At 54.6% G+C, this 22,622-nt stretch carries 33 protein-coding genes; all 33 read left to right on the top strand.

The genetic code is table 11. The annotated features are described in order from the left end of the window. Positions 1–39 precede the first annotated feature (39 nt). The 33 genes from rpoC (at position 40) to rplQ (ending at position 22,620) form a co-directional block, all read left to right on the top strand. Positions 40–4,239, top strand: coding sequence for a DNA-directed RNA polymerase subunit beta' (gene rpoC, locus ACYZTU_RS26145; protein ID WP_282379310.1), 4,200 nt, complete (start codon positions 40–42; stop codon positions 4,237–4,239). A 216-nt stretch (positions 4,240–4,455) separates the two neighbouring features. Beyond that, a complete protein-coding gene (gene rpsL, locus ACYZTU_RS26140; RefSeq protein ID WP_002555494.1) occupies positions 4,456–4,827 on the top strand; it encodes a 30S ribosomal protein S12 in 372 nt (123 codons plus the stop codon). A 118-nt stretch (positions 4,828–4,945) separates the two neighbouring features. Further along, the gene (gene rpsG, locus ACYZTU_RS26135; protein ID WP_010490886.1) at positions 4,946–5,416 is read left to right on the top strand and encodes a 30S ribosomal protein S7; all 471 of its coding nucleotides are present in this window, start codon (positions 4,946–4,948) and stop codon (positions 5,414–5,416) included. Between the two features lie 30 nt (positions 5,417–5,446). Next, complete coding sequence (gene fusA, locus ACYZTU_RS26130; RefSeq protein WP_461966598.1) at positions 5,447–7,552, top strand: elongation factor G; 2,106 nt, start codon at positions 5,447–5,449, stop codon at positions 7,550–7,552. Between the two features lie 31 nt (positions 7,553–7,583). Continuing rightward, positions 7,584–8,777 (top strand): elongation factor Tu, encoded by a 1,194-nt coding sequence (tuf, locus tag ACYZTU_RS26125; RefSeq protein ID WP_461966596.1) that lies wholly within the window; start codon positions 7,584–7,586, stop codon positions 8,775–8,777. Positions 8,778–8,916: 139 nt separating this feature from the next. Further along, complete coding sequence (gene rpsJ, locus ACYZTU_RS26120; RefSeq protein ID WP_003186070.1) at positions 8,917–9,228, top strand: 30S ribosomal protein S10; 312 nt, start codon at positions 8,917–8,919, stop codon at positions 9,226–9,228. An 80-nt stretch (positions 9,229–9,308) separates the two neighbouring features. Next, entirely contained in the window at positions 9,309–9,944 is a 636-nt protein-coding gene (gene rplC, locus ACYZTU_RS26115) for a 50S ribosomal protein L3 (RefSeq protein WP_003186059.1), read from the top strand. 12 nt (positions 9,945–9,956) lie between these two features. Next, positions 9,957–10,559 carry a 50S ribosomal protein L4 gene (rplD, locus tag ACYZTU_RS26110; protein WP_007896707.1) on the top strand — a complete coding sequence of 201 codons (603 nt, stop codon included), beginning with the start codon at positions 9,957–9,959 and terminating at the stop codon, positions 10,557–10,559. Next, entirely contained in the window at positions 10,556–10,855 is a 300-nt protein-coding gene (gene rplW, locus ACYZTU_RS26105) for a 50S ribosomal protein L23 (RefSeq protein ID WP_002555488.1), read from the top strand. The genes rplD and rplW overlap by 4 nt, the downstream gene beginning before the upstream one ends. A 14-nt stretch (positions 10,856–10,869) precedes the next feature. After that, complete coding sequence (gene rplB / locus ACYZTU_RS26100; protein WP_003176423.1) at positions 10,870–11,694, top strand: 50S ribosomal protein L2; 825 nt, start codon at positions 10,870–10,872, stop codon at positions 11,692–11,694. Positions 11,695–11,710: 16 nt separating this feature from the next. Next, complete coding sequence (rpsS, locus tag ACYZTU_RS26095) at positions 11,711–11,986, top strand: 30S ribosomal protein S19 (RefSeq protein ID WP_002555486.1); 276 nt, start codon at positions 11,711–11,713, stop codon at positions 11,984–11,986. Between the two features lie 13 nt (positions 11,987–11,999). Then, on the top strand, positions 12,000–12,332 hold the full coding sequence (rplV, locus tag ACYZTU_RS26090; protein WP_003210077.1) for a 50S ribosomal protein L22: 333 nt from the start codon (positions 12,000–12,002) through the stop codon (positions 12,330–12,332). A 13-nt stretch (positions 12,333–12,345) separates the two neighbouring features. Next, the gene (rpsC, locus tag ACYZTU_RS26085; RefSeq protein ID WP_003176422.1) at positions 12,346–13,032 is read left to right on the top strand and encodes a 30S ribosomal protein S3; all 687 of its coding nucleotides are present in this window, start codon (positions 12,346–12,348) and stop codon (positions 13,030–13,032) included. A 12-nt stretch (positions 13,033–13,044) separates the two neighbouring features. Then, positions 13,045–13,458, top strand: a complete 414-nt coding sequence (gene rplP / locus ACYZTU_RS26080; RefSeq protein WP_461966594.1) for a 50S ribosomal protein L16 — start codon at positions 13,045–13,047, stop codon at positions 13,456–13,458. Then, the gene (gene rpmC / locus ACYZTU_RS26075; RefSeq protein WP_002555481.1) at positions 13,458–13,649 is read left to right on the top strand and encodes a 50S ribosomal protein L29; all 192 of its coding nucleotides are present in this window, start codon (positions 13,458–13,460) and stop codon (positions 13,647–13,649) included. Before rplP ends, rpmC begins: the two co-directional genes overlap by 1 nt. A 2-nt stretch (positions 13,650–13,651) precedes the next feature. Continuing rightward, positions 13,652–13,918, top strand: a complete 267-nt coding sequence (gene rpsQ / locus ACYZTU_RS26070; RefSeq protein WP_003176419.1) for a 30S ribosomal protein S17 — start codon at positions 13,652–13,654, stop codon at positions 13,916–13,918. Positions 13,919–13,941: 23 nt separating this feature from the next. Next, entirely contained in the window at positions 13,942–14,310 is a 369-nt protein-coding gene (gene rplN / locus ACYZTU_RS26065) for a 50S ribosomal protein L14 (protein WP_002555479.1), read from the top strand. 11 nt (positions 14,311–14,321) lie between these two features. Further along, entirely contained in the window at positions 14,322–14,636 is a 315-nt protein-coding gene (gene rplX, locus ACYZTU_RS26060) for a 50S ribosomal protein L24 (protein WP_033059465.1), read from the top strand. A gap of 20 nt (positions 14,637–14,656) precedes the next feature. Then, positions 14,657–15,196 (top strand): 50S ribosomal protein L5, encoded by a 540-nt coding sequence (rplE, locus tag ACYZTU_RS26055; RefSeq protein WP_003176415.1) that lies wholly within the window; start codon positions 14,657–14,659, stop codon positions 15,194–15,196. A gap of 13 nt (positions 15,197–15,209) precedes the next feature. Beyond that, the gene (rpsN, locus tag ACYZTU_RS26050) at positions 15,210–15,515 is read left to right on the top strand and encodes a 30S ribosomal protein S14 (RefSeq protein ID WP_003176414.1); all 306 of its coding nucleotides are present in this window, start codon (positions 15,210–15,212) and stop codon (positions 15,513–15,515) included. A gap of 209 nt (positions 15,516–15,724) precedes the next feature. Next, the gene (gene rpsH, locus ACYZTU_RS26045) at positions 15,725–16,117 is read left to right on the top strand and encodes a 30S ribosomal protein S8 (RefSeq protein ID WP_003186040.1); all 393 of its coding nucleotides are present in this window, start codon (positions 15,725–15,727) and stop codon (positions 16,115–16,117) included. Between the two features lie 12 nt (positions 16,118–16,129). After that, a complete protein-coding gene (rplF, locus tag ACYZTU_RS26040; RefSeq protein ID WP_003176412.1) occupies positions 16,130–16,663 on the top strand; it encodes a 50S ribosomal protein L6 in 534 nt (177 codons plus the stop codon). Between the two features lie 10 nt (positions 16,664–16,673). Further along, the gene (rplR, locus tag ACYZTU_RS26035) at positions 16,674–17,024 is read left to right on the top strand and encodes a 50S ribosomal protein L18 (protein WP_003186037.1); all 351 of its coding nucleotides are present in this window, start codon (positions 16,674–16,676) and stop codon (positions 17,022–17,024) included. A gap of 3 nt (positions 17,025–17,027) precedes the next feature. Then, a complete protein-coding gene (rpsE, locus tag ACYZTU_RS26030) occupies positions 17,028–17,528 on the top strand; it encodes a 30S ribosomal protein S5 (RefSeq protein ID WP_003186035.1) in 501 nt (166 codons plus the stop codon). Positions 17,529–17,530: 2 nt separating this feature from the next. Next, a complete protein-coding gene (rpmD, locus tag ACYZTU_RS26025; RefSeq protein WP_003186033.1) occupies positions 17,531–17,707 on the top strand; it encodes a 50S ribosomal protein L30 in 177 nt (58 codons plus the stop codon). Positions 17,708–17,710: 3 nt separating this feature from the next. Continuing rightward, the gene (gene rplO / locus ACYZTU_RS26020; protein WP_007896782.1) at positions 17,711–18,148 is read left to right on the top strand and encodes a 50S ribosomal protein L15; all 438 of its coding nucleotides are present in this window, start codon (positions 17,711–17,713) and stop codon (positions 18,146–18,148) included. Continuing rightward, positions 18,149–19,477 (top strand): preprotein translocase subunit SecY, encoded by a 1,329-nt coding sequence (secY, locus tag ACYZTU_RS26015; RefSeq protein ID WP_008073883.1) that lies wholly within the window; start codon positions 18,149–18,151, stop codon positions 19,475–19,477. Between the two features lie 27 nt (positions 19,478–19,504). Continuing rightward, entirely contained in the window at positions 19,505–19,621 is a 117-nt protein-coding gene (gene rpmJ / locus ACYZTU_RS26010; protein ID WP_002555468.1) for a 50S ribosomal protein L36, read from the top strand. A gap of 130 nt (positions 19,622–19,751) precedes the next feature. Continuing rightward, entirely contained in the window at positions 19,752–20,108 is a 357-nt protein-coding gene (gene rpsM / locus ACYZTU_RS26005) for a 30S ribosomal protein S13 (RefSeq protein WP_003186020.1), read from the top strand. Positions 20,109–20,138: 30 nt separating this feature from the next. After that, entirely contained in the window at positions 20,139–20,528 is a 390-nt protein-coding gene (gene rpsK, locus ACYZTU_RS26000; RefSeq protein WP_002555466.1) for a 30S ribosomal protein S11, read from the top strand. An 18-nt stretch (positions 20,529–20,546) separates the two neighbouring features. Then, positions 20,547–21,167, top strand: a complete 621-nt coding sequence (gene rpsD / locus ACYZTU_RS25995; RefSeq protein ID WP_003210056.1) for a 30S ribosomal protein S4 — start codon at positions 20,547–20,549, stop codon at positions 21,165–21,167. Between the two features lie 22 nt (positions 21,168–21,189). Beyond that, the gene (locus ACYZTU_RS25990) at positions 21,190–22,191 is read left to right on the top strand and encodes a DNA-directed RNA polymerase subunit alpha (protein ID WP_003186012.1); all 1,002 of its coding nucleotides are present in this window, start codon (positions 21,190–21,192) and stop codon (positions 22,189–22,191) included. A 42-nt stretch (positions 22,192–22,233) separates the two neighbouring features. After that, positions 22,234–22,620 (top strand): 50S ribosomal protein L17, encoded by a 387-nt coding sequence (gene rplQ, locus ACYZTU_RS25985; RefSeq protein WP_008145500.1) that lies wholly within the window; start codon positions 22,234–22,236, stop codon positions 22,618–22,620. The last annotated feature ends 2 nt before the right edge of the window (positions 22,621–22,622 follow it).

Genomic DNA, 22,622 nt, shown 5'->3' with positions numbered 1-22,622 from the left:
CAGGATTGCCCGCTCTCTGCTCCGCCAGGAGGAAAGGCCTTGAAAGACCTACTGAATTTGCTGAAAAACCAGGGTCAAGTCGAAGAGTTCGACGCCATCCGTATTGGATTGGCATCGCCTGAGATGATCCGTTCGTGGTCGTTCGGTGAAGTTAAAAAACCGGAAACCATCAACTACCGTACGTTCAAACCTGAGCGTGACGGCCTGTTCTGCGCCAAGATCTTTGGCCCGGTAAAGGATTACGAGTGCCTGTGCGGTAAGTACAAGCGCTTGAAGCACCGTGGTGTGATCTGCGAGAAGTGCGGCGTTGAAGTCGCGCTGGCCAAAGTTCGTCGTGAGCGCATGGCGCACATCGAACTGGCCTCGCCAGTTGCCCACATCTGGTTCCTGAAATCGCTGCCGTCGCGTATCGGCTTGCTGATGGACATGACCTTGCGTGATATCGAACGCGTTCTCTACTTCGAGAGCTATGTCGTTATCGATCCAGGCATGACCACCCTTGAAAAAGGTCAGCTGCTCAACGACGAGCAGTACTTCGAAGCGCTGGAAGAGTTCGGCGACGATTTCGATGCCCGCATGGGTGCCGAAGCTGTCCGCGAACTGCTGCACGCTATCGATCTGGAACACGAGATTGGCCGCCTGCGCGAAGAAATTCCGCAAACCAACTCCGAAACCAAAATCAAGAAGCTGTCCAAGCGTCTGAAGTTGATGGAAGCCTTCCAGGGTTCCGGCAACCTTCCAGAATGGATGGTGCTGACCGTTCTGCCGGTGCTGCCGCCAGATCTGCGTCCACTGGTCCCGCTGGATGGCGGTCGCTTCGCGACTTCCGACCTCAACGATCTGTATCGTCGAGTGATCAACCGTAACAACCGCTTGAAGCGCCTGCTTGATCTGTCCGCTCCGGACATCATCGTGCGTAACGAAAAGCGTATGTTGCAGGAAGCCGTCGACGCACTGCTCGACAACGGTCGTCGTGGCCGCGCTATCACCGGTTCCAACAAGCGTCCTCTGAAATCCTTGGCTGACATGATCAAGGGTAAGCAAGGTCGTTTCCGTCAGAACTTGCTCGGTAAGCGTGTTGACTACTCCGGCCGTTCGGTAATTACCGTAGGTCCGACCCTGCGTCTGCACCAGTGCGGTCTGCCGAAGAAAATGGCTCTCGAGCTGTTCAAACCGTTCATTTTCGGCAAGCTGGAAATGCGTGGTCTCGCTACCACCATCAAAGCTGCCAAAAAGATGGTCGAGCGCGAGCTGCCAGAAGTTTGGGACGTTCTCGCTGAAGTCATCCGCGAACACCCGGTTCTCCTTAACCGTGCACCGACCCTTCACCGTCTGGGTATCCAGGCGTTTGAACCGGTACTGATCGAAGGTAAGGCTATCCAGCTGCACCCTCTGGTCTGTGCTGCGTACAACGCCGACTTCGACGGCGACCAAATGGCCGTGCACGTACCGCTGACACTGGAAGCCCAGTTGGAAGCGCGTGCGTTGATGATGTCGACCAACAACATTCTGTCGCCAGCCAACGGTGAGCCAATCATCGTTCCGTCGCAGGACGTTGTATTGGGTCTGTACTACATGACTCGTGAAGCGATCAACGCCAAGGGCGAAGGTCGTGTGTTCGCGGATCTGCAGGAAGTTGACCGTGTGTTCCGTGCTGGCGAAGCCGCACTGCACGCCAAGGTCAAAGTGCGGATCAACGAAACCGTTAACGATCGTGATGGTGGCAGCGTCAAGAACACCCGTATCGTCGACACCACTGTCGGCCGTGCGCTGTTGTTCCAGGTTGTTCCACCTGGCCTGTCGTACGACGTCGTCAACCAGCCGATGAAGAAAAAGGCGATCTCCAAGCTGATCAACCAGTGCTACCGCGTGGTTGGTTTGAAAGAGACCGTGATCTTCGCTGACCAGTTGATGTACACCGGTTTTGCCTATTCGACCATTTCCGGCGTTTCCATCGGTGTTAACGACTTCGTTATTCCTGATGAAAAAGCCCGCATCATCAGTGCTGCCACTGATGAAGTGAAAGAGATCGAAAGTCAGTACGCCTCCGGCCTGGTAACACAGGGCGAGAAGTACAACAAAGTGATCGACCTTTGGTCCAAGGCGAACGACGAAGTTTCCAAGGCGATGATGGCCAACCTCTCGAAAGAGAAAGTCATCGATCGTCATGGCGTCGAAGTCGACCAAGAGTCCTTCAACTCGATGTACATGATGGCCGACTCGGGCGCACGGGGTTCTGCTGCGCAGATCCGTCAGCTCGCCGGTATGCGTGGCCTGATGGCCAAGCCGGACGGTTCCATCATTGAAACGCCGATTACTGCGAACTTCCGTGAAGGTTTGAGCGTACTTCAGTACTTCATCTCCACTCACGGTGCTCGTAAAGGTTTGGCGGATACCGCGTTGAAAACTGCGAACTCCGGTTACCTGACTCGTCGTCTGGTGGACGTGGCGCAGGATCTGGTTGTGACCGAGATCGATTGCGGCACCGAACATGGCCTGGTAATGACTCCGCACATTGAAGGCGGTGACGTTGTTGAGCCGTTGGGTGAGCGCGTATTGGGTCGTGTTATTGCCCGTGACGTGTACAAGCCAGGGACCGAAGAAATCATCGTTCCTGCCGGCACGCTGGTAGACGAGAAGTGGGTTGAGTTCATCGAGCTGAACAGCATCGATGAAGTGATCGTGCGTTCGCCGATCAGCTGTGAAACGCGCTACGGTATTTGCGCCAAGTGCTACGGCCGCGACTTGGCTCGTGGTCACCAGGTGAACATCGGTGAAGCGGTCGGCGTTATCGCTGCCCAGTCCATCGGTGAGCCGGGTACCCAGCTGACCATGCGTACGTTCCACATCGGTGGTGCGGCAAGCCGGACCTCTGCTGCAGACAGCGTTCAGGTGAAGAATGGCGGTACCGTCCGTCTGCATAACCTGAAGCACGTTGAGCGAGTGGATGGTTGCCTGGTTGCTGTGTCCCGTTCCGGTGAGCTGGCAATCGCTGATGACTTCGGTCGTGAGCGTGAGCGTTACAAGCTGCCGTACGGTGCTGTGATTTCGGTTAAAGAAGGTGACAAGGTCGACGCTGGCGCAATCGTGGCCAAGTGGGATCCGCACACTCACCCAATCGTTACCGAAATGAAAGGTACCGTGACCTACGTGGGCATGGAAGAAGGCATCACGATCAAGCGTCAGACTGACGAATTGACCGGTATGACCAACATTGAAGTACTCGACGCCAAAGACCGTCCAGCTGCCGGTAAAGATATCCGTCCTGCTGTGAAGATGGTTGATGACAACGGCAAGGATCTCTTGCTGCCGGGTACCGACGTAATTGCTCAGTATTTCCTGCCTGCCAACGCCTTGGTCGGCGTGGCAGACGGTGCGAAAATCGCGATCGGTGATGTTATCGCTCGTATTCCGCAAGAAACTTCGAAAACTCGCGACATCACCGGTGGTCTGCCGCGTGTTGCCGACTTGTTCGAAGCCCGTCGTCCGAAAGAAGCCTCGATTCTGGCTGAAGTCAGCGGCACCATCGCGTTCGGCAAAGAGACCAAAGGCAAGCGCCGTCTGGTCATTACCCCGAACGACGGTAGCGATCCGTACGAAGAACTGATTCCGAAGTGGCGTCACCTGAACGTCTTCGAAGGCGAACAGGTAAACCGCGGCGAAGTTATCTCCGACGGCCCGAGCGATCCACACGACATCCTGCGTCTGCTGGGTGTGAGTGCGCTGGCCAAGTACATCGTGAACGAGATCCAGGACGTTTATCGTCTGCAAGGCGTGAAGATCAACGACAAGCACATCGAGACCATCCTGCGTCAGATGCTGCGTAAAGTTGAAATCGCTGAATCCGGCGATTCCACTTTCATCAAGGGCGACCAGATGGAATTGACTCACGTTCTGGTAGAGAACGAGCGTCTGGCGGGCGACGAGAAATTCGTTTCCAAGTTCACTCGCGTGCTGTTGGGTATCACCAAGGCGTCGTTGTCCACCGAATCGTTCATCTCGGCGGCTTCCTTCCAGGAAACCACTCGCGTACTGACCGAAGCGGCGGTAACCGGCAAGCGCGATTACCTGCGCGGCCTGAAAGAAAACGTGGTCGTGGGTCGTCTGATCCCGGCCGGTACCGGTCTGGCTTATCACAGCGAGCGCAAGCGTCGCCGTGAAGCGGACAAACCGTTGCGCGTGAGCGCCAGTGAAGTGGAAGCTGCACTGACCGAAGCACTGAACTCGAGCGGTAACTGAGTTCTGCAGTAAATAAGCGTAAGGCCCCGGCCTCTCCGTTAATCGAATCGAGACAATTTGTCGGGATTGGATAAGCGCGGAGGTTGGGGCCTTGCCTTGACTGGGGGCAAGATCCTCTTTAGACTCTTGTACCCCTAAATTTGGCGGGAATTCGTTCCTGCCATTTTGCTTTTCTTGCAAGACAATAGCGTCGCAAGACAACAGTGGAGCTAGTAGATGGCAACTATCAACCAGCTGGTACGTCAGCCGCGTAAGCGTATCGTCGAGAAATCCGACGTGCCTGCGCTGCAGAACTGCCCGCAACGTCGTGGCGTATGCACCCGTGTGTATACCACCACGCCGAAAAAACCTAACTCGGCACTGCGTAAAGTATGCCGTGTGCGTCTGACCAACGGTTTCGAGGTTTCCTCGTACATCGGCGGTGAAGGCCACAACCTGCAAGAGCACAGCGTGGTACTGATCCGCGGCGGTCGTGTAAAAGACTTGCCAGGTGTTCGTTACCACACCGTGCGCGGTTCTTTGGATACTTCCGGCGTTAAAGGTCGTAACCAGGGTCGTTCGAAGTACGGTACCAAGAAGCCTAAGTAGTAGTGGCTTTTTGTAAAAACTGATTTTCTATTTTTCTGAGTCGATAAGAGTAAGGTCGGAGGCGTCCCGAAAGGGGGCCGATTCCGAGCGAACCTGAAGACCGTTTGAGGGCTTATCCATGCCAAGAAGACGCGTAGCAGCCAAGCGCGAAGTGCTTGACGATCCAAAATACGGAAGCCAAATCCTGGCCAAGTTCATGAACCACGTTATGGAAAGCGGCAAGAAAGCCGTTGCCGAGCGTATCGTTTATGGCGCGCTGGACAAGGTTAAAGAACGCAAGAACAGCGATCCCCTGGAAATCTTCGAGAAAGCTCTCGACGCCATCGCTCCGCTGGTCGAAGTAAAGTCGCGCCGTGTAGGCGGTGCTACTTACCAGGTTCCGGTCGAAGTTCGTCCGTCCCGTCGTAACGCTCTGGCAATGCGCTGGTTGGTAGACTTCGCCCGTAAGCGCGGCGAGAAGTCTATGGCCCTGCGTTTGGCTGGCGAATTGTTGGACGCTGCTGAAGGTAAAGGTGCTGCAGTTAAGAAGCGTGAAGACGTGCACCGTATGGCTGAAGCTAACAAAGCTTTCTCGCACTACCGCTTCTAATTTTAGCGTCACTAATTTTGCGAGGGCTTTATGGCTCGTACAACACCGATTAATCGCTACCGTAACATTGGTATCGTTGCTCACGTGGATGCTGGTAAAACCACCACCACCGAGCGCGTCCTTTTTTACACTGGCAAAAGTCACAAGATGGGCGAGGTGCATGACGGCGCCGCGACCACAGACTGGATGGTTCAGGAGCAGGAGCGTGGTATTACCATTACTTCTGCTGCTATTACCGCCTTCTGGCAGGGTTCCGAGAAGCAGCACAAAGACCAATACCGCTTCAACGTCATTGACACCCCGGGCCACGTTGACTTCACCATTGAAGTTGAGCGTTCCCTGCGTGTTCTCGACGGCGCGGTTGTTGTGTTTTGTGGTACCTCGGGCGTTGAGCCTCAGTCGGAAACCGTATGGCGTCAGGCCAACAAGTACGGCGTTCCGCGTCTTGTTTACGTAAACAAGATGGACCGTGCTGGTGCGAACTTCCTGCGCGTGATCGGTCAGATCAAGCAGCGTCTGGGTCATACCCCGGTGCCAATCCAGTTGGCTATCGGTTCCGAAGACAACTTCCAGGGTCAGATCGATCTGATGGCCATGGAAGCTGTTTACTGGAATGACGCTGACAAAGGCATGGTTCCCGTTCGCAAGCCTATCCCTGCTGAACTGCAGGAATTGGCTGACGAGTGGCGTGGCAACATGGTTGAAGCTGCGGCCGAAGCCAGCGAAGAGCTGATGAACAAGTACCTCGAAGGTGAAGAGCTCACCAACGAGGAAATCAAGGCCGCTCTGCGTCAGCGTACTATCGCTGGTGAGATCGTTCTGGCTGTTTGCGGTTCTTCCTTCAAGAACAAGGGTGTTCCCCTGGTTCTCGACGCCGTTATCGATTACCTGCCTGCACCTGTTGATATTCCTGCCATCAAGGGTACTGACCCGGATGACGAGACTATCGAGCTGGAGCGTCATGCAGATGACAGCGAACCGTTCTCCGCTCTGGCATTCAAAATTGCCACCGACCCATTCGTGGGTACCTTGACCTTCGTCCGTGTTTACTCGGGCGTGTTGAACTCCGGTGACGGCGTGATCAACTCGGTCAAAGGCAAGAAAGAGCGCGTGGGTCGTATGGTGCAAATGCACGCAAACGCCCGTGAAGAAATCAAGGAAGTACGCGCTGGTGACATCGCGGCCTTGATCGGCATGAAGGACGTCACCACTGGTGAAACTTTGTGCAACGGTGACAAGCCAATCATCCTGGTTCGTATGGACTTCCCGGAGCCGGTTATTTCGGTTGCCGTAGAGCCTAAGACCAAGGACGACCAGGAAAAAATGGGTGTCGCTCTGGGCAAACTCGCTCAGGAAGATCCATCTTTCCGCGTCAAGACTGATGAAGAGACTGGTCAAACGATCATCTCCGGCATGGGCGAGTTGCACCTGGACATCCTGGTTGATCGGATGCGCCGTGAGTTCAACGTCGAAGCCAACATCGGTAAGCCTCAGGTTTCCTATCGTGAGCGCATCACGAAGAACTGTGAAATCGAAGGTAAGTTCGTTCGTCAATCCGGCGGTCGTGGCCAGTTTGGTCACTGCTGGATTCGTTTTGCGCCTGCTGACGAAGGTCAGGAAGGTCTGCAATTCGTGAACGAAGTAGTGGGTGGTGTGGTTCCTAAGGAATACATCCCGGCTATCCAGAAGGGTATCGAAGAGCAGATGAAGAACGGCGTTGTCGCCGGGTATCCGCTGATCGGCCTGAAGGCTACCGTGTTTGACGGTTCTTACCACGACGTCGACTCCAACGAGATGGCGTTTAAGGTGGCCGCTTCCATGGCGACCAAGCAACTGGCCCAGAAGGGCGGTGGTGAGTTGCTTGAGCCGATCATGGCGGTAGAGGTTGTTACGCCTGAAGACTATATGGGTGACGTGATGGGCGACCTTAACCGTCGTCGCGGCATGATCCTGGGTATGGAAGACACGGTTTCCGGCAAAGTGATTCGTGCCGAGGTTCCGTTGGGTGAGATGTTTGGTTACGCAACCGACGTTCGCTCCATGTCCCAAGGTCGTGCAAGCTACTCTATGGAATTCAAAAAATACAATACAGCTCCGTCGCATATCGTCGAAACTGTTACCAAAAAACAAGGCTGATTCAGCCCCTTTAGGCTAGGAGTTAATTGTCGTGGCTAAAGAAAAATTTGTACGTGACCTCCCGCACGTTAACGTTGGCACCATCGGTCACGTTGACCACGGTAAAACCACGCTGACTGCTGCTCTGACTCGTGTCTGCTCCGAAGTTTTCGGTTCGGCCGCTGTTGCTTTCGACAAAATCGACAGCGCTCCGGAAGAAAAGGCTCGTGGTATCACCATCAACACTTCGCACGTTGAATACAACTCGTTGATCCGTCACTACGCTCACGTTGACTGCCCAGGTCACGCTGACTATGTGAAGAACATGATCACCGGTGCTGCTCAGATGGACGGCGCTATTCTGGTTTGCTCGGCCGCTGATGGTCCGATGCCACAAACCCGTGAGCACATCCTGTTGTCCCGTCAGGTTGGCGTTCCGTACATCGTTGTCTTCCTGAACAAGGCTGACATGGTTGACGACGCTGAGCTGCTGGAACTGGTAGAGATGGAAGTGCGCGATCTGCTGAGCACTTACGACTTCCCGGGCGACGACACTCCGATCATCATCGGTTCGGCTCTGATGGCTCTGAACGGCCAAGACGACAACGAAATGGGCACCACTGCCGTTCGTAAACTGGTTGAGACTCTGGACAGCTACATTCCAGATCCGGTTCGGGTTATCGACAAGCCGTTCCTGATGCCAATCGAAGACGTATTCTCGATCTCTGGTCGCGGTACTGTTGTAACTGGCCGTATCGAGCGCGGTATCGTCAAGATTCAGGACTCGCTGGAAATCGTTGGTCTGCGTGACACTGTTGTCACCACCTGCACTGGCGTTGAAATGTTCCGTAAGCTGCTCGACGAAGGTCGTGCTGGCGAGAACTGCGGCGTGCTGCTGCGCGGTACCAAGCGTGACGACGTTGAGCGTGGCCAGGTTCTGGTCAAGCCAGGTTCGGTCAAGCCGCACACTACCTTCGAAGCTGAAGTGTACGTGTTGAGCAAAGAAGAAGGCGGTCGCCACACTCCGTTCTTCAAAGGCTACCGTCCACAGTTCTACTTCCGGACCACTGACGTGACCGGTAACTGCGAGCTGCCGGAAGGCGTTGAAATGGTAATGCCGGGCGACAACATCAAAATGGTTGTCACCCTGATCAAAACCATCGCAATGGAAGATGGTCTGCGTTTCGCTATTCGTGAAGGCGGTCGTACCGTCGGCGCTGGCGTCGTAGCCAAAATCATCGCCTAAGCGTTGATTGATGAAAAAGCCCCCGCTTGCGGGGGCTTTTTTATTGGGTTGACACTCGGTTGGCCCGTCTATAGAATTGCGCCTCCTTTTAACGGGCGTATTGCGCTCGGTGGGAATAGCAGCCGGAGTCTGAAATCCAATGCAAAATCAGCAAATCCGTATCAGGTTGAAGGCTTTTGACCATCGCCTGATCGACCAATCCACCCAGGAAATCGTGGAAACCGCGAAACGTACTGGTGCTCAAGTGCGTGGTCCAATTCCACTGCCTACCCGTAAAGAGCGGTTCACCGTTCTGGTCTCCCCGCACGTCAACAAAGACGCGCGTGACCAGTACGAGATCCGTACTCATAAGCGCGTTCTGGACATCGTCCAGCCAACGGATAAAACCGTTGATGCGCTTATGAAGCTTGATCTTGCGGCCGGTGTGGAAGTGCAGATCAGCCTCGGCTAAGACTCGGTCTTAGTCGTGTAACGCTCTGAAATGGGCGGCCATAGCGGGTGAAAGCCCCGTACACTCATGAGGTTTACAACATGACTATTGGTGTAGTCGGTCGTAAATGCGGTATGACCCGTATTTTCACCGAAGAAGGTGTCTCCATTCCGGTCACGGTCATTGAGATCGAGCCGAATCGCGTCACCCAGTTTAAAACTGAAGAGACCGATGGCTATCGTGCAGTGCAAGTCACTGTAGGCGAGCGTCGTGCTTCGCGTGTTACAGCTGCTCAAGCTGGCCACTTCGCTAAAGCGAACGTTGCCGCTGGTCGTACCGTAATGGAATTCCGTCTTGAAGAAGGCGAGTACCAGGCCGGCGATCTGATCAACGCTGAAATCTTCGCCGCTGGTCAACTGGTTGATGTAACCGGTCAGTCCAAAGGTAAAGGCTTCCAGGGTACGATCAAGCGTTGGAACTTCCGCGGGCAAGATAATACCCACGGTAACTCCGTGTCCCACCGCGTTCCAGGCTCTATCGGCCAGTGCCAGACTCCTGGTCGTGTATTCAAGGGCAAAAAAATGTCCGGTCATATGGGCGCTGAGCGCGTGACCGTGCAGTCCCTCGAAGTAGTGCGCGTGGACGCTGAACGCAATCTGTTGTTGGTCAAGGGCGCTGTTCCTGGCGCTACTGGCGGCAACTTGGTTGTACGTCCAGCAGCCAAGGCTCGCGGTTAAGGGGAAGCTGACATGCAATTAAATGTAAATGACGCTCAAGCGATCGAAGTTTCCGAACTGACATTTGGCGGCGAATTCAACGAGACGCTGGTTCACCAAGCAGTCGTGGCCTACATGGCCGGCGGCCGTCAGGGTAGCAAGCAGCAAAAGACCCGTTCCGACGTTCGTGGTGGCGGTAAGCGCCCGTGGCGTCAGAAAGGTACTGGCCGTGCTCGTGCCGGTACTATCCGTAGCCCAATCTGGCGTGGCGGCGGTACCACTTTCGCAGCTCGTCCTCAGGATCACACCCAGAAGCTGAACAAGAAGATGTATCGCGCAGCAATGCGTTCCATCCTTGCTGAGCTGGTGCGTACTGATCGTCTGGTTGTGGTTCAGGACTTCGCTGTTGATGCACCGAAGACCAAAGATCTGCTGAACAAACTGACCGGCATGGGCCTGACTGACGTCTTGATCGTGTCTGAAGTGGTTGATCAGAACCTGTACCTGGCTGCTCGCAACCTGCCACACGTTGATGTACGTGACGTGCAAGGTTCCGATCCAGTTAGTCTGATCGCATACGACAAGGTGTTGATCACCGTGTCGGCCGTGAAGAAATTCGAGGAGCTGCTGGGATGAACCAGGAACGCGTATTTAAAGTTCTGCTTGGCCCGCACGTTTCCGAGAAGGCTACGGTTCTGGCTGACAAGAAAGGCCAGTTCGTTTTCAAGGTTGCAACTGACGCAACCAAGCTGGAAATCAAGAAGGCCGTCGAAAGCCTGTTCAGCGTGAAAGTAGAGCGTGTTACTACCCTGAATGTTCTGGGTAAGAGCAAGCGCACTGCTCGCGGTCTGGGCAAGCGTAATGACTGGAAGAAGGCAGTTATCTCCCTTCAACCAGGCCAAGATCTCGATTTCAGCAGCAGTGCTGAGTAAGGAAGGGGTGCATCATGGCAATCGTTAAATGCAAACCGACTTCCCCTGGCCGCCGTTTTGTGGTCAAGGTGGTCAACCAGGAGCTCCATAAAGGCGCTCCTCACGCACCGCTGCTCGAGAAAAAATCGAAGACTGGTGGTCGTAACAACAATGGTCGCATTACCACTCGTCACATTGGTGGTGGCCATAAGCAGCATTATCGTCTGGTCGATTTCCGTCGCAACGACAAAGATGGCATCTCTGCCACTGTCGAGCGTATTGAATACGATCCAAACCGTACTGCTCACATCGCTCTGCTGCTGTACGCAGATGGCGAGCGTCGCTACATCATCGCCCCTAAAGGCGTGAGTGCTGGCGACCAGCTGATCGCAGGTGCTCTGGCACCGATCAAGCCGGGCAACGCTCTGCAACTGCGTAACATTCCAGTTGGTAGCACCGTACACGGCATCGAATTGAAGCCAGGTAAAGGCGCGCAAATCGCTCGTTCCGCTGGTGCTTCGGCTCAGCTGATCGCTCGTGAAGGTGTCTACGTGACCCTGCGTCTGCGTTCTGGTGAGATGCGTAAAGTGCTGGCTGAATGCCGCGCGACCCTGGGTGAAGTCTCGAACTCCGAGCACAGCCTGCGTTCGCTGGGTAAAGCTGGTGCCAAACGCTGGCGTGGCGTTCGCCCAACCGTTCGTGGTGTTGCCATGAACCCGGTTGACCACCCACATGGTGGTGGTGAAGGTCGTACCTCTGGTGGTCGTCATCCGGTATCGCCATGGGGCTTCCCGACTAAGGGCGCGAAGACTCGTGGTAATAAGCGTACCGACAAAATGATCGTCCGTCGTCGCAAGTAAATAGAGGGATACGACAGTGCCACGTTCTCTGAAAAAAGGTCCTTTTATTGATCTTCACCTACTGAAGAAGATCGAAGTGGCGGCGGAAAAGAACGATCGCAAACCAGTTAAAACCTGGTCGCGCCGTTCCATGATCCTGCCACAAATGGTCGGTCTGACCATTGCAGTGCATAACGGTCGTCAACATGTTCCAGTTCTCGTGAACGAAGACATGGTCGGCCACAAACTAGGCGAGTTTGCCGGTACCCGCACATATCGTGGGCACGTGGCAGACAAGAAAGCCAAGCGTTAAGGGGTAAGGAACGATGGAAGTAGCCGCTAAGTTGTCGGGCGCTCGAATCTCCGCCCAGAAAGCCCGCTTGGTCGCCGACCAGATCCGCGGGAAGAAGGTGGGCGAAGCGCTCAACCTGTTGGCTTTCAGCAGTAAGAAAGCCGCCGAGATCATTAAGAAAGTGCTGGAGTCGGCCGTAGCCAACGCCGAGCATAACGAAGGCGCAGACGTTGATGACCTTAAAGTCAGCACCGTTTTCGTCAACGAAGGGCGTTCGCTGAAGCGAATCATGCCACGTGCCAAAGGCCGTGCTGATCGCATCGTCAAGCGGTCTTGCCATATCACTGTCAAGGTTGCTGACAAGTAACGGAGTCGAAGAGATGGGTCAGAAAGTACATCCCATTGGCATTCGCCTGGGAATCGTCAAGGAGCACACCTCCGTCTGGTACGCAGACGGTCGGACTTATGCGGACTATTTGTTCGCTGATCTGAAGGTGCGCGAGTATCTCCAAGACAAACTAAAAAGCGCGTCCGTAAGCCGTATCGATATCCATCGTCCGGCTCAGACTGCACGTATCACCATCCACACCGCTCGTCCAGGTATCGTTATCGGGAAGAAAGGTGAAGATGTTGAGAAACTGCGTCAGGACCTGACCAAGCAAATGGGTGTGCCTGTGCACATCAATATCGAAGAGATCCGTAAGCCGGAGCTCGACGGTATGCTGGTTGCGCAGAGCGTAGCTCAGCAGCTGGAGCGTCGCGTAATGTTCCGTCGCGCTATGAAGCGCGCTGTTCAGAACGCCATGCGCATTGGTGCCAAAGGCATCAAAATCCAAGTGAGCGGTCGTCTCGGCGGTGCTGAAATCGCACGTACTGAATGGTATCGCGAAGGTCGTGTGCCACTGCACACCCTGCGTGCCGACATCGACTATGCCAACTACGAAGCTCACACCACTTATGGTGTGATCGGTGTAAAGGTTTGGATCTTCAAAGGCGAAGTAATTGGTGGTCGCCAAGAAGAACTGAAACCACAAGCACCAGCGCCTCGTAAAAAAGCTGCTAAGTAAGGGGTACGCCAAATGTTGCAACCAAAGCGTACGAAGTTCCGCAAGCAGATGACTGGCCACAACCGTGGCTTGGCTCAGCGCGGTAGCAAAGTCAGCTTCGGCGAATATGCGCTGAAGTCTGTAGCTCGTGGTCGTCTCACCGCTCGTCAGATCGAGTCAGCGCGTCGTGCACTGACCCGTCACGTTAAACGTGGCGGCAAGATCTGGATCCGTGTATTCCCGGACAAGCCTGTAACCAAAAAGCCACTCGAAGTTCGGATGGGTAAAGGTAAGGGTAACGTCGAATACTGGGTTGCCCAGATTCAGCCAGGCAAAGTCCTGTATGAAATCGAGGGTGTTACTGAAGAGCTGGCGCGTGAGGCTTTTGCCCTGGCTGCTGCAAAGCTGCCGCTCGCCACCGCCTTTGTTAAACGGACGGTGATGTGATGAAAGCGAATGAACTTCGTGAAAAATCCGCACAGCAGCTGAACGAGCAACTGCTCGGCCTGCTGCGCGACCAGTTCAATCTGCGTATGCAGAAAGCAACTGGCCAGTTGGGGCAGTCTCATCTGCTCTCGCAAGTTAAACGTGACATCGCTCGCGTGAAGACTGTGCTTAACCAGCAGGCAGGTAAGTAATCATGGCTGAAGCCGAAAAAACTGTCCGTACGCTGACTGGCCGTGTTGTCAGCGACAAGATGGACAAAACCATCACCGTTCTGATCGAGCGTCGCGTTAAGCACCCGATCTACGGTAAATACGTTAAGCGTTCGACTAAGCTGCACGCGCACGACGAAACCAATCAGTGCCACATCGGCGACAAAGTCACTATTCGTGAAACTCGTCCTTTGGCCAAGACCAAGTCTTGGGCGCTGGTTGATGTTCTCGAACGCGCTGTGGAAGTCTAAGGACTAGGGGTCGGAGAAATTATATGATTCAGACTCAATCCATGCTCGATGTGGCCGATAACAGCGGCGCTCGCCGTGTTATGTGCATCAAGGTGCTGGGTGGCTCCCATCGTCGTTACGCTGGTATCGGTGACATCATCAAAGTTACCGTGAAGGAAGCAATTCCTCGCGGTAAAGTGAAAAAAGGCCAAGTGATGACTGCTGTTGTAGTCCGCACTCGCCACGGCGTTCGCCGTGCTGATGGCTCCATTATCCGCTTTGATGGCAACGCTGCTGTTCTTCTGAACAACAAGCAAGAGCCGATCGGCACCCGTATCTTTGGGCCAGTGACCCGTGAACTTCGTACTGAGAAGTTCATGAAGATCGTCTCGCTCGCCCCAGAAGTGCTGTAAGGAGATCCGACATGCAAAAGATTCGTCGTGACGACGAGATCATCGTGATCGCCGGCAAAGACAAAGGTAAGCGCGGTAAGGTGCTTAAGGTTCTCGCTGACGACCGTCTGGTCGTTGGTGGTCTGAACCTGGTTAAGCGTCATACCAAGCCAAACCCTGCGTCGGGCGTACAAGGCGGTATCGTCGAAAAAGAAGCGCCACTGCACGCTTCCAACGTTGCCATTTTCAACGGCGAAACCAACAAGGCTGATCGCGTTGGTTTCAAAGTAGAAGACGGTAAGAAAATTCGTGTCTTCAAGTCGACCCAAAAAGCGGTTGATGCTTGAACACTGCTAGGTAGAAGACCATGGCACGACTAAAAGAGATTTACTGGAAGGAAATCGCACCGAAACTTAAGGAAGAACTTAAGCTTTCGAACGTGATGGAAGTTCCACGCGTTACCAAAATCACCCTGAACATGGGTCTGGGCGAAGCGGTCGGCGACAAAAAAGTCATCGAGCACGCTGTTGCTGACCTGGAAAAGATCACCGGCCAGAAAGTCGTTGTGACCTACGCTCGGAAATCCATCGCTGGCTTTAAAGTCCGTGAAGGTTGGCCGATCGGCGTCAAAGTGACCCTGCGCCGTGAGCGTATGTACGAATTCCTGGATCGTCTGCTGTCGATCTCCCTGCCTCGGGTCCGCGACTTTCGCGGCCTGAATGCCAAGTCCTTCGATGGTCGTGGTAACTACAGCATGGGCGTTAAAGAGCAGATCATCTTCCCGGAAATCGACTACGACAAGATCGATGCTCTCCGCGGTCTGGACATTACCCTGACCACCACTGCCAAGAACGATGATGAAGGTCGCGCGCTGCTGCGTGCTTTCAAATTCCCGTTCCGCAACTGATTGGAGTAGGAAAATGGCCAAGATGAGCATGAAAAACCGCGAGCTGAAGCGTCAGCTCACGGTTGCCAAGTACGCCAAAAAGCGTGCAGCACTGAAAGCTATCATCGTTGATCTGAACGCAAGTCCAGAAGCGCGTTGGGAAGCTACAGTAGCTCTGCAGAAGCAGCCACGTGACGCAAGCGCTTCGCGCATGCGTAACCGCTGCCGCCTGACCGGTCGTCCACACGGCGTTTACCGCAAGTTCGGCCTCGGCCGTAACAAACTGCGTGAAGCTGCAATGCGTGGTGACGTACCTGGTCTGGTTAAAGCCAGCTGGTAAGCACTATCAAAGTCTCGGTGGTCCGAATCGCAAGATCCTGACCACCGGTGACCTTGAACTTGAATCAAGCCCCTATTGGGGCTTGATTCATTTGTGGGGTGTGTCTAGAATACCCGGCTCGCCTGAGCCCGTGCTTTTTTCGCACGGATGCACTCGGCGACAAGTAGTAGCCGCAAGGCTAATTTTTTTGTATTAGGAGCGTCTAGCCCATGAGTATGCAGGACCCGTTAGCGGACATGCTAACTCGAATCCGTAATGCCCAGATGGCTGAAAAGTCCGTCGTAAGCATGCCATCTTCTACGTTGAAGGTAGCTGTTGCCAAAGTCCTGAAGGACGAAGGTTACATTGCGGGTTATCAGATCAGCAGCGAAATCAAACCACTGCTGTCCATCGAGCTGAAGTACTTCGAAGGTCGTCCGGTCATCGAAGAAGTGAAGCGCGTTAGCCGTCCAGGCCTGCGTCAGTACAAGTCCGTCGATGATCTGCCAAAAGTTCGTGGCGGTCTCGGTGTGTCTATCGTCTCCACCAACAAAGGTGTGATGACGGATCGTGCTGCGCGCGCTGCCGGTGTCGGCGGCGAAGTTCTTTGCACTGTGTTCTAAGGGGGGATAAGCATGTCACGCGTCGCTAAGAACCCCGTTAAGCTGCCAGCCGGTGTCGAAGTAAAATTCGCAGGCCAACAGCTTTCGGTGAAGGGTGCCAAGGGCACTCTCGAACTGAACATCCATTCGTCCGTTGAGATTGTTGAAGAAGCTGGTGAGCTGCGTTTCGCTGCTCGCAATGGCGATCAACAAACTCGCGCAATGGCTGGTACCACTCGTGCGTTGGTAAACAACATGGTCCAAGGCGTAAGCCAAGGCTTCGAGCGCAAGCTCCAGCTGGTCGGTGTTGGTTACAAAGCGCAAGCAAAAGGCACAGTGCTGAACCTGGCTCTTGGCTTCTCGCACCCAGTGGATTATGAACTGCCGGAAGGCATCACCGCTGAGACTCCTAGCCAGACCGATATCCTGATCAAGGGCATCGATAAGCAGCTGGTAGGTCAAGTGGCCGCCGAGATCCGCGACTTCCGTCCACCAGAGCCGTACAAAGGCAAAGGTGTGCGCTACGCGGACGAAGTCGTCCGTCGTAAAGAAGCCAAGAAGAAGTAGGGCATAGCAAATGACCGACAAAAAAGTTACTCGACTGCGTCGCGCTCGCAAAGCACGCCTGAAAATGCACGAACTCGAAGTCGTGCGTCTCTGCGTGTTCCGCTCGTCGCAGCACATCTACGCCCAGGTCATTTCGGCCGACGGCAACAAAGTCCTGGCAAGTGCCTCGACTTTGGATAAAGAACTGCGTGATGGCGCCACTGGCAACATCGACGCGGCCACTAAGGTTGGCCAGCTGGTCGCTACGCGTGCAAAAGCCGCTGGCGTCTCGCAGGTGGCTTTCGACCGCTCTGGCTTCAAGTACCACGGTCGCGTCAAGGCGCTGGCTGATGCTGCTCGTGAAGCTGGGCTGGAGTTCTAAGTTATGTCAAATAACGACCAAAAGCGCGACGAAGGCTACATTGAGAAGCTGGTTCAAGTTAACCGCGTAGCCAAAACCGTTAAAGGCGGCCGTATCTTCACTTTCACTGCGTTGACCGTGGTTGGTGATGGTAAAGGGCGTGTTGGCTTCGGCCGTGGCAAGTCGCGTGAAGTGCCTGCTGCGATCCAGAAGGCAATGGAAGCTGCTCGCCGCAACATGATCCAAGTTGACCTGAACGGCACCACTCTGCAGTACGCAATGAAGTCCGCCCATGGCGCTTCGAAGGTGTACATGCAGCCTGCTTCTGAAGGTACCGGTATCATCGCTGGCGGCGCTATGCGTGCTGTCCTCGAAGTTGCTGGTGTTCAGAACGTTCTGGCCAAGTGCTACGGCTCGACTAACCCGGTAAACGTGGTTCACGCCACTTTCAAAGGTTTGAAAGCTATGCAGTCTCCTGAATCCATTGCCGCCAAGCGTGGCAAAAGCGTCAAGGAGATCTTCTGATCATGGCTACCGTTAAAGTTACGCTGATCAAAAGCATGACCGGCCGCATCCCTAACCACAAACTGTGCGTTAAGGGTCTGGGTCTGCGTCGCATCGGTCACACTGTAGAAGTACTTGATACTCCCGAGAATCGCGGGATGATCAACAAGGCTTACTACATGCTGCGTGTCGAGGGTTAATCGATGAAACTCAATGATCTGAGTCCAGCGCCGGGTTCCCGTCGCGAAAAGCATCGTCCGGGCCGTGGTATCGGTAGTGGTTTGGGCAAGACCGGTGGCCGTGGCCACAAAGGTCAGTCCTCCCGCTCCGGTGGCACCATTGCTCCAGGCTTTGAAGGCGGTCAACAGCCGCTGCATCGTCGCCTGCCGAAGTTCGGTTTCGTTTCCTTGAAGGCCATGGACCGCGCAGAAGTGCGTCTGTCCGAGCTGGCTAAAGTGGAAGGCGACATCGTCACCGTGCAGTCCCTGAAAGATGCCAACGTGATCAACGTCAACGTACAGCGTGTGAAAATCATGCTGTCCGGCGAAGTTACTCGCGCTGTTACCATCGGAAAGGGAATCGGCGCCACCAAAGGTGCGCGTGCGGCTATCGAAGCAGCTGGCGGCAAGTTCGAGGAATAAATGGCTAAGCAAGGTGCTCTCTCTGCGCTCGGCAAAGGCGGTATGTCTGAACTCTGGGCTCGTCTGCGTTTTCTGTTCCTGGCGATTATCGTCTACCGAATAGGCGCACACATCCCGGTTCCAGGTATCAACCCGGACCGACTCGCGGACCTGTTTCGACAGAATGAGGGGACCATTCTTAGCTTGTTCAACATGTTTTCCGGCGGCGCGCTGGAGCGGATGAGCATCTTTGCACTGGGGATCATGCCGTACATTTCGGCATCGATCATCATGCAGCTGATGACCGCCGTGAGCCCGCAGCTGGAGCAGTTGAAGAAGGAAGGTGAGGCTGGGCGTCGCAAGATTGCCCAGTACACCCGCTACGGCACTGTCGTTCTCGCTCTCGTTCAGGCAATTGGCATGTCCATTGGTCTGGCAGGGCAGGGCGTTTCGTTCACTGGTGACTTTGGCTTCCATTTCGTCGCGGTATCCACTTTTGTGGCTGGTGCGATGTTCATGATGTGGCTGGGTGAGCAGATTACTGAGCGTGGTGTTGGCAACGGTATCTCGATGTTGATTTTCGCAGGTATCGTCGCCGGTCTTCCGAGGGCAATTGGGCAGTCTTTCGAGTCTGCGCGTCAGGGTGATATCAATATTTTCGCCTTGGTTGCCATCGGTTTGTTGGCAGTAGCGATTATCGGTTTCGTGGTGTTCATTGAGCGTGGTCAGCGTCGTATTGCTGTTCATTACGCCAAGCGCCAGCAGGGCCGCAAGGTCTTCGCTGCGCAGACCAGCCACTTGCCGTTGAAAGTGAACATGGCTGGTGTTATTCCAGCCATTTTCGCGAGCAGCATTTTGCTGTTCCCGGCTTCGTTGGGGACCTGGTTTGGTCAGTCTGAAGGTATGGGCTGGCTGCAGGACATCTCGCAGTCGATCGCTCCTGGTCAGCCGTTGAATATTCTGCTGTTTAGTGCAGGGATTATTTTCTTCTGCTTCTTCTATACGGCGTTGATGTTCAATCCGAAAGACGTAGCGGAAAACCTGAAGAAGTCCGGTGCCTTTATTCCGGGTATCCGTCCAGGTGAGCAGTCTGCGCGCTATATTGATGGCGTGCTGACTCGTTTGACCTTGTTCGGTGCTCTATATATGACGGCCGTGTGCCTGTTGCCCCAGTTCTTGGTGGTTGCAGCAAACGTTCCGTTCTACCTTGGCGGGACCTCGTTGCTGATCGTCGTCGTGGTTGTGATGGACTTCATGTCCCAAGTACAATCGCACCTCGTTTCGCACCAGTACGAATCCCTGATGAAGAAAGCCAACCTGAAGGGTTACGGCAGCGGCATGTTGCGCTGAGTACCCATAAGGTTCGAGGAGTTGGTGATGAAAGTTCGTGCATCGGTGAAAAAGCTGTGCCGTAACTGCAAGATTATTCGCCGCGAAGGTGTTGTTCGAGTAATTTGCAGCGCGGAACCGCGTCACAAACAGCGCCAAGGCTGAGTGTGATTGTGCTTCAAGCCCGGCAGCTAGTGCGCTGCCGGGTTGATTATTTGTTATTACAGCGATATTATCTCGCGCCCTATTTCTTGGCTTCCGGGGCGTAGGTAGCTGTCAATTGGAGTCCCACTGAATGGCCCGTATTGCAGGCGTTAACATTCCAGATAACAAGCATACTGTTATCTCGCTGACCTACATCTATGGTGTTGGTCGCACTACTGCGCAGAAGATTTGTGCAGTGACTGGGGTAAACCCAGCCGCAAAGATCAAAGATCTGAGCGACGAGCAGATTGAACAGCTGCGTGGCGAAGTGGCGAAGTTCACCACTGAAGGTGACCTGCGTCGCGAAATCAACATGAAAATCAAGCGTTTGATGGACCTCGGTTGCTATCGCGGTCTGCGTCATCGTCGTGGTCTTCCAGTGCGCGGTCAGCGTACCAAGACCAACGCGCGTACCCGTAAAGGTCCGCGTAAGCCGATCCGCAAGTAATCGCCCCAGCGAATCGACAGGAAATTAATCATGGCTAAACCTGCTGCTCGTCCTCGTAAAAAAGTTAAAAAGACAGTGGTTGATGGCATTGCCCACATCCATGCTTCTTTTAACAACACAATCGTGACCATCACCGACCGTCAAGGCAACGCTCTTTCCTGGGCTACCTCCGGTGGTTCGGGTTTCCGCGGTTCCCGCAAGTCCACCCCGTTCGCTGCTCAAGTAGCTGCTGAACGTGCTGGTCAAGCTGCGCTGGAATACGGTCTGAAAAACCTCGACGTCAACGTCAAAGGTCCAGGCCCAGGTCGTGAATCTGCAGTCCGCGCTTTGAACGGCTGTGGCTACAAGATCGCCAGCATCACCGACGTGACGCCAATCCCGCACAACGGGTGCCGTCCGCCGAAGAAGCGCCGCGTGTAATCCAGGAGATTGTAAAGAATGGCTCGTTACATTGGTCCAAAATGCAAACTCGCTCGTCGCGAAGGCACCGATCTCTTTCTGAAGAGCGGCGTGCGCGCGATCGAATCGAAGTGCAACATTGAAGCAGCACCTGGTATCCACGGCCAACGCCGCGGTCGCCAGTCCGATTACGGCACCCAACTGCGTGAAAAGCAGAAGGTCCGTCGTATCTACGGCGTTCTCGAGCGTCAATTCAGCGGCTACTACAAAGAAGCAGCTGGCAAGAAAGGTGCAACCGGTGAAAACCTGCTGCAACTGCTCGAATGCCGTCTGGACAACGTTGTATACCGTATGGGTTTTGGCTCTACTCGTGCCGAATCCCGTCAGCTGGTATCGCACAAATCCGTAAGCGTTAACGGTCAAACCGTAAACGTGCCGTCGTACCAGGTTCGTGCTGGTGACGTGGTCGCGATTCGCGAGAAAGCAAAGAACCAACTTCGCATTGTCCAAGCTCTCGATCTGTGTGCCCAACGTGGCCGCGTAGAATGGGTAGAAGTAGACACTGAGAAGAAGTCGGGCGTTTTCAAGAACGTTCCAGCTCGCAGTGATCTGTCCGCCGACATCAACGAAAGCCTGATTGTCGAGCTCTACTCCAAGTAAGGGCTAGAAAATAGGTGCATCCATGCAGATTTCGGTAAATGAGTTCCTGACACCCCGCCATATTGATGTGCAGGTTGTCAGTCCAACCCGCGCCAAGATCACTCTCGAGCCTCTCGAGCGTGGTTTCGGCCACACCCTGGGCAACGCGCTGCGCCGCATCCTGTTGTCCTCAATGCCCGGCTGTGCAGTAGTCGAGGCCGAGATTGACGGTGTACTCCATGAGTACAGCGCCATCGAAGGCGTACAGGAAGACGTAATTGAAATCCTGTTGAACCTTAAAGGTCTGGCTATCAAGCTGCACGGTCGTGACGAAGTTACGCTGACCTTGTCGAAGAAGGGTTCGGGGGTGGTTACCGCTGCCGATATTCAGCTGGATCATGATGTCGAGATCGTTAACCCCGATCACGTAATCGCTAACCTGGCGTCTAACGGCGCCCTGAACATGAAGCTCACCGTAGCTCGTGGTCGTGGTTATGAACCGGCAGACTCGCGTCAGAGCGATGAAGACGAAAGCCGCAGCATCGGTCGCTTGCAGCTTGACTCTTCGTTCAGCCCGGTTCGCCGTATCGCATACGTGGTGGAAAACGCCCGTGTCGAGCAGCGTACTAACCTGGACAAGCTGGTTATTGATCTGGAAACCAACGGTACCCTGGATCCTGAAGAGGCTATTCGCCGTGCTGCAACCATTCTGCAACAGCAGTTGGCTGCGTTCGTCGACCTCAAAGGTGACAGTGAGCCAGTGGTTGTCGAACAGGAAGACGAGATCGATCCGATCCTGCTTCGCCCGGTTGACGATCTGGAACTGACTGTACGTTCGGCTAACTGCCTTAAGGCGGAAAACATCTACTACATCGGTGACCTGATTCAGCGTACCGAAGTAGAGCTGTTGAAGACTCCGAACCTTGGCAAGAAATCCTTGACTGAAATCAAGGACGTTCTGGCCTCCCGCGGTCTGTCCCTCGGCATGCGCCTCGACAACTGGCCGCCTGCAAGTCTTAAGAAGGACGACAAGGCGACTGCCTGATCGTCGTAATCACCGAACGTCGTGTTTGGTAAGGAATGAACCATGCGTCATCGTAAAAGTGGTCGTCACCTGAGCCGCACTAGCTCGCACCGCAAGGCCATGTTTCAAAACATGGCAGTGTCGCTGTTCGAGCACGAGCTGATCAAAACTACACTGCCGAAAGCTAAAGAACTGCGTCGCGTTGCTGAGCCGCTGATCACTTTGGCCAAGACAGACAGCCTGGCTAACCGCCGTCTGGCTTTCGACCGTACTCGTTCGAAAGCTATCGTTGGTAAGCTCTTCAACGACCTGGGCAAGCGTTACGCTACCCGTGAGGGTGGCTACCTGCGCATCCTCAAGTGCGGCTTCCGCACTGGCGACAACGCGCCTATGGCGTACGTCGAGTTGGTTGATCGTCCTGCCGGTGGTGAAGCTGTATCCGCTGAGTAAGA

This window comes from Pseudomonas sp. HLT2-19-2, from assembly GCF_054898005.1.
Note: the sequence above shows the minus strand (reverse complement) of the source record. Positions and strands in the feature narration are given on the sequence as shown.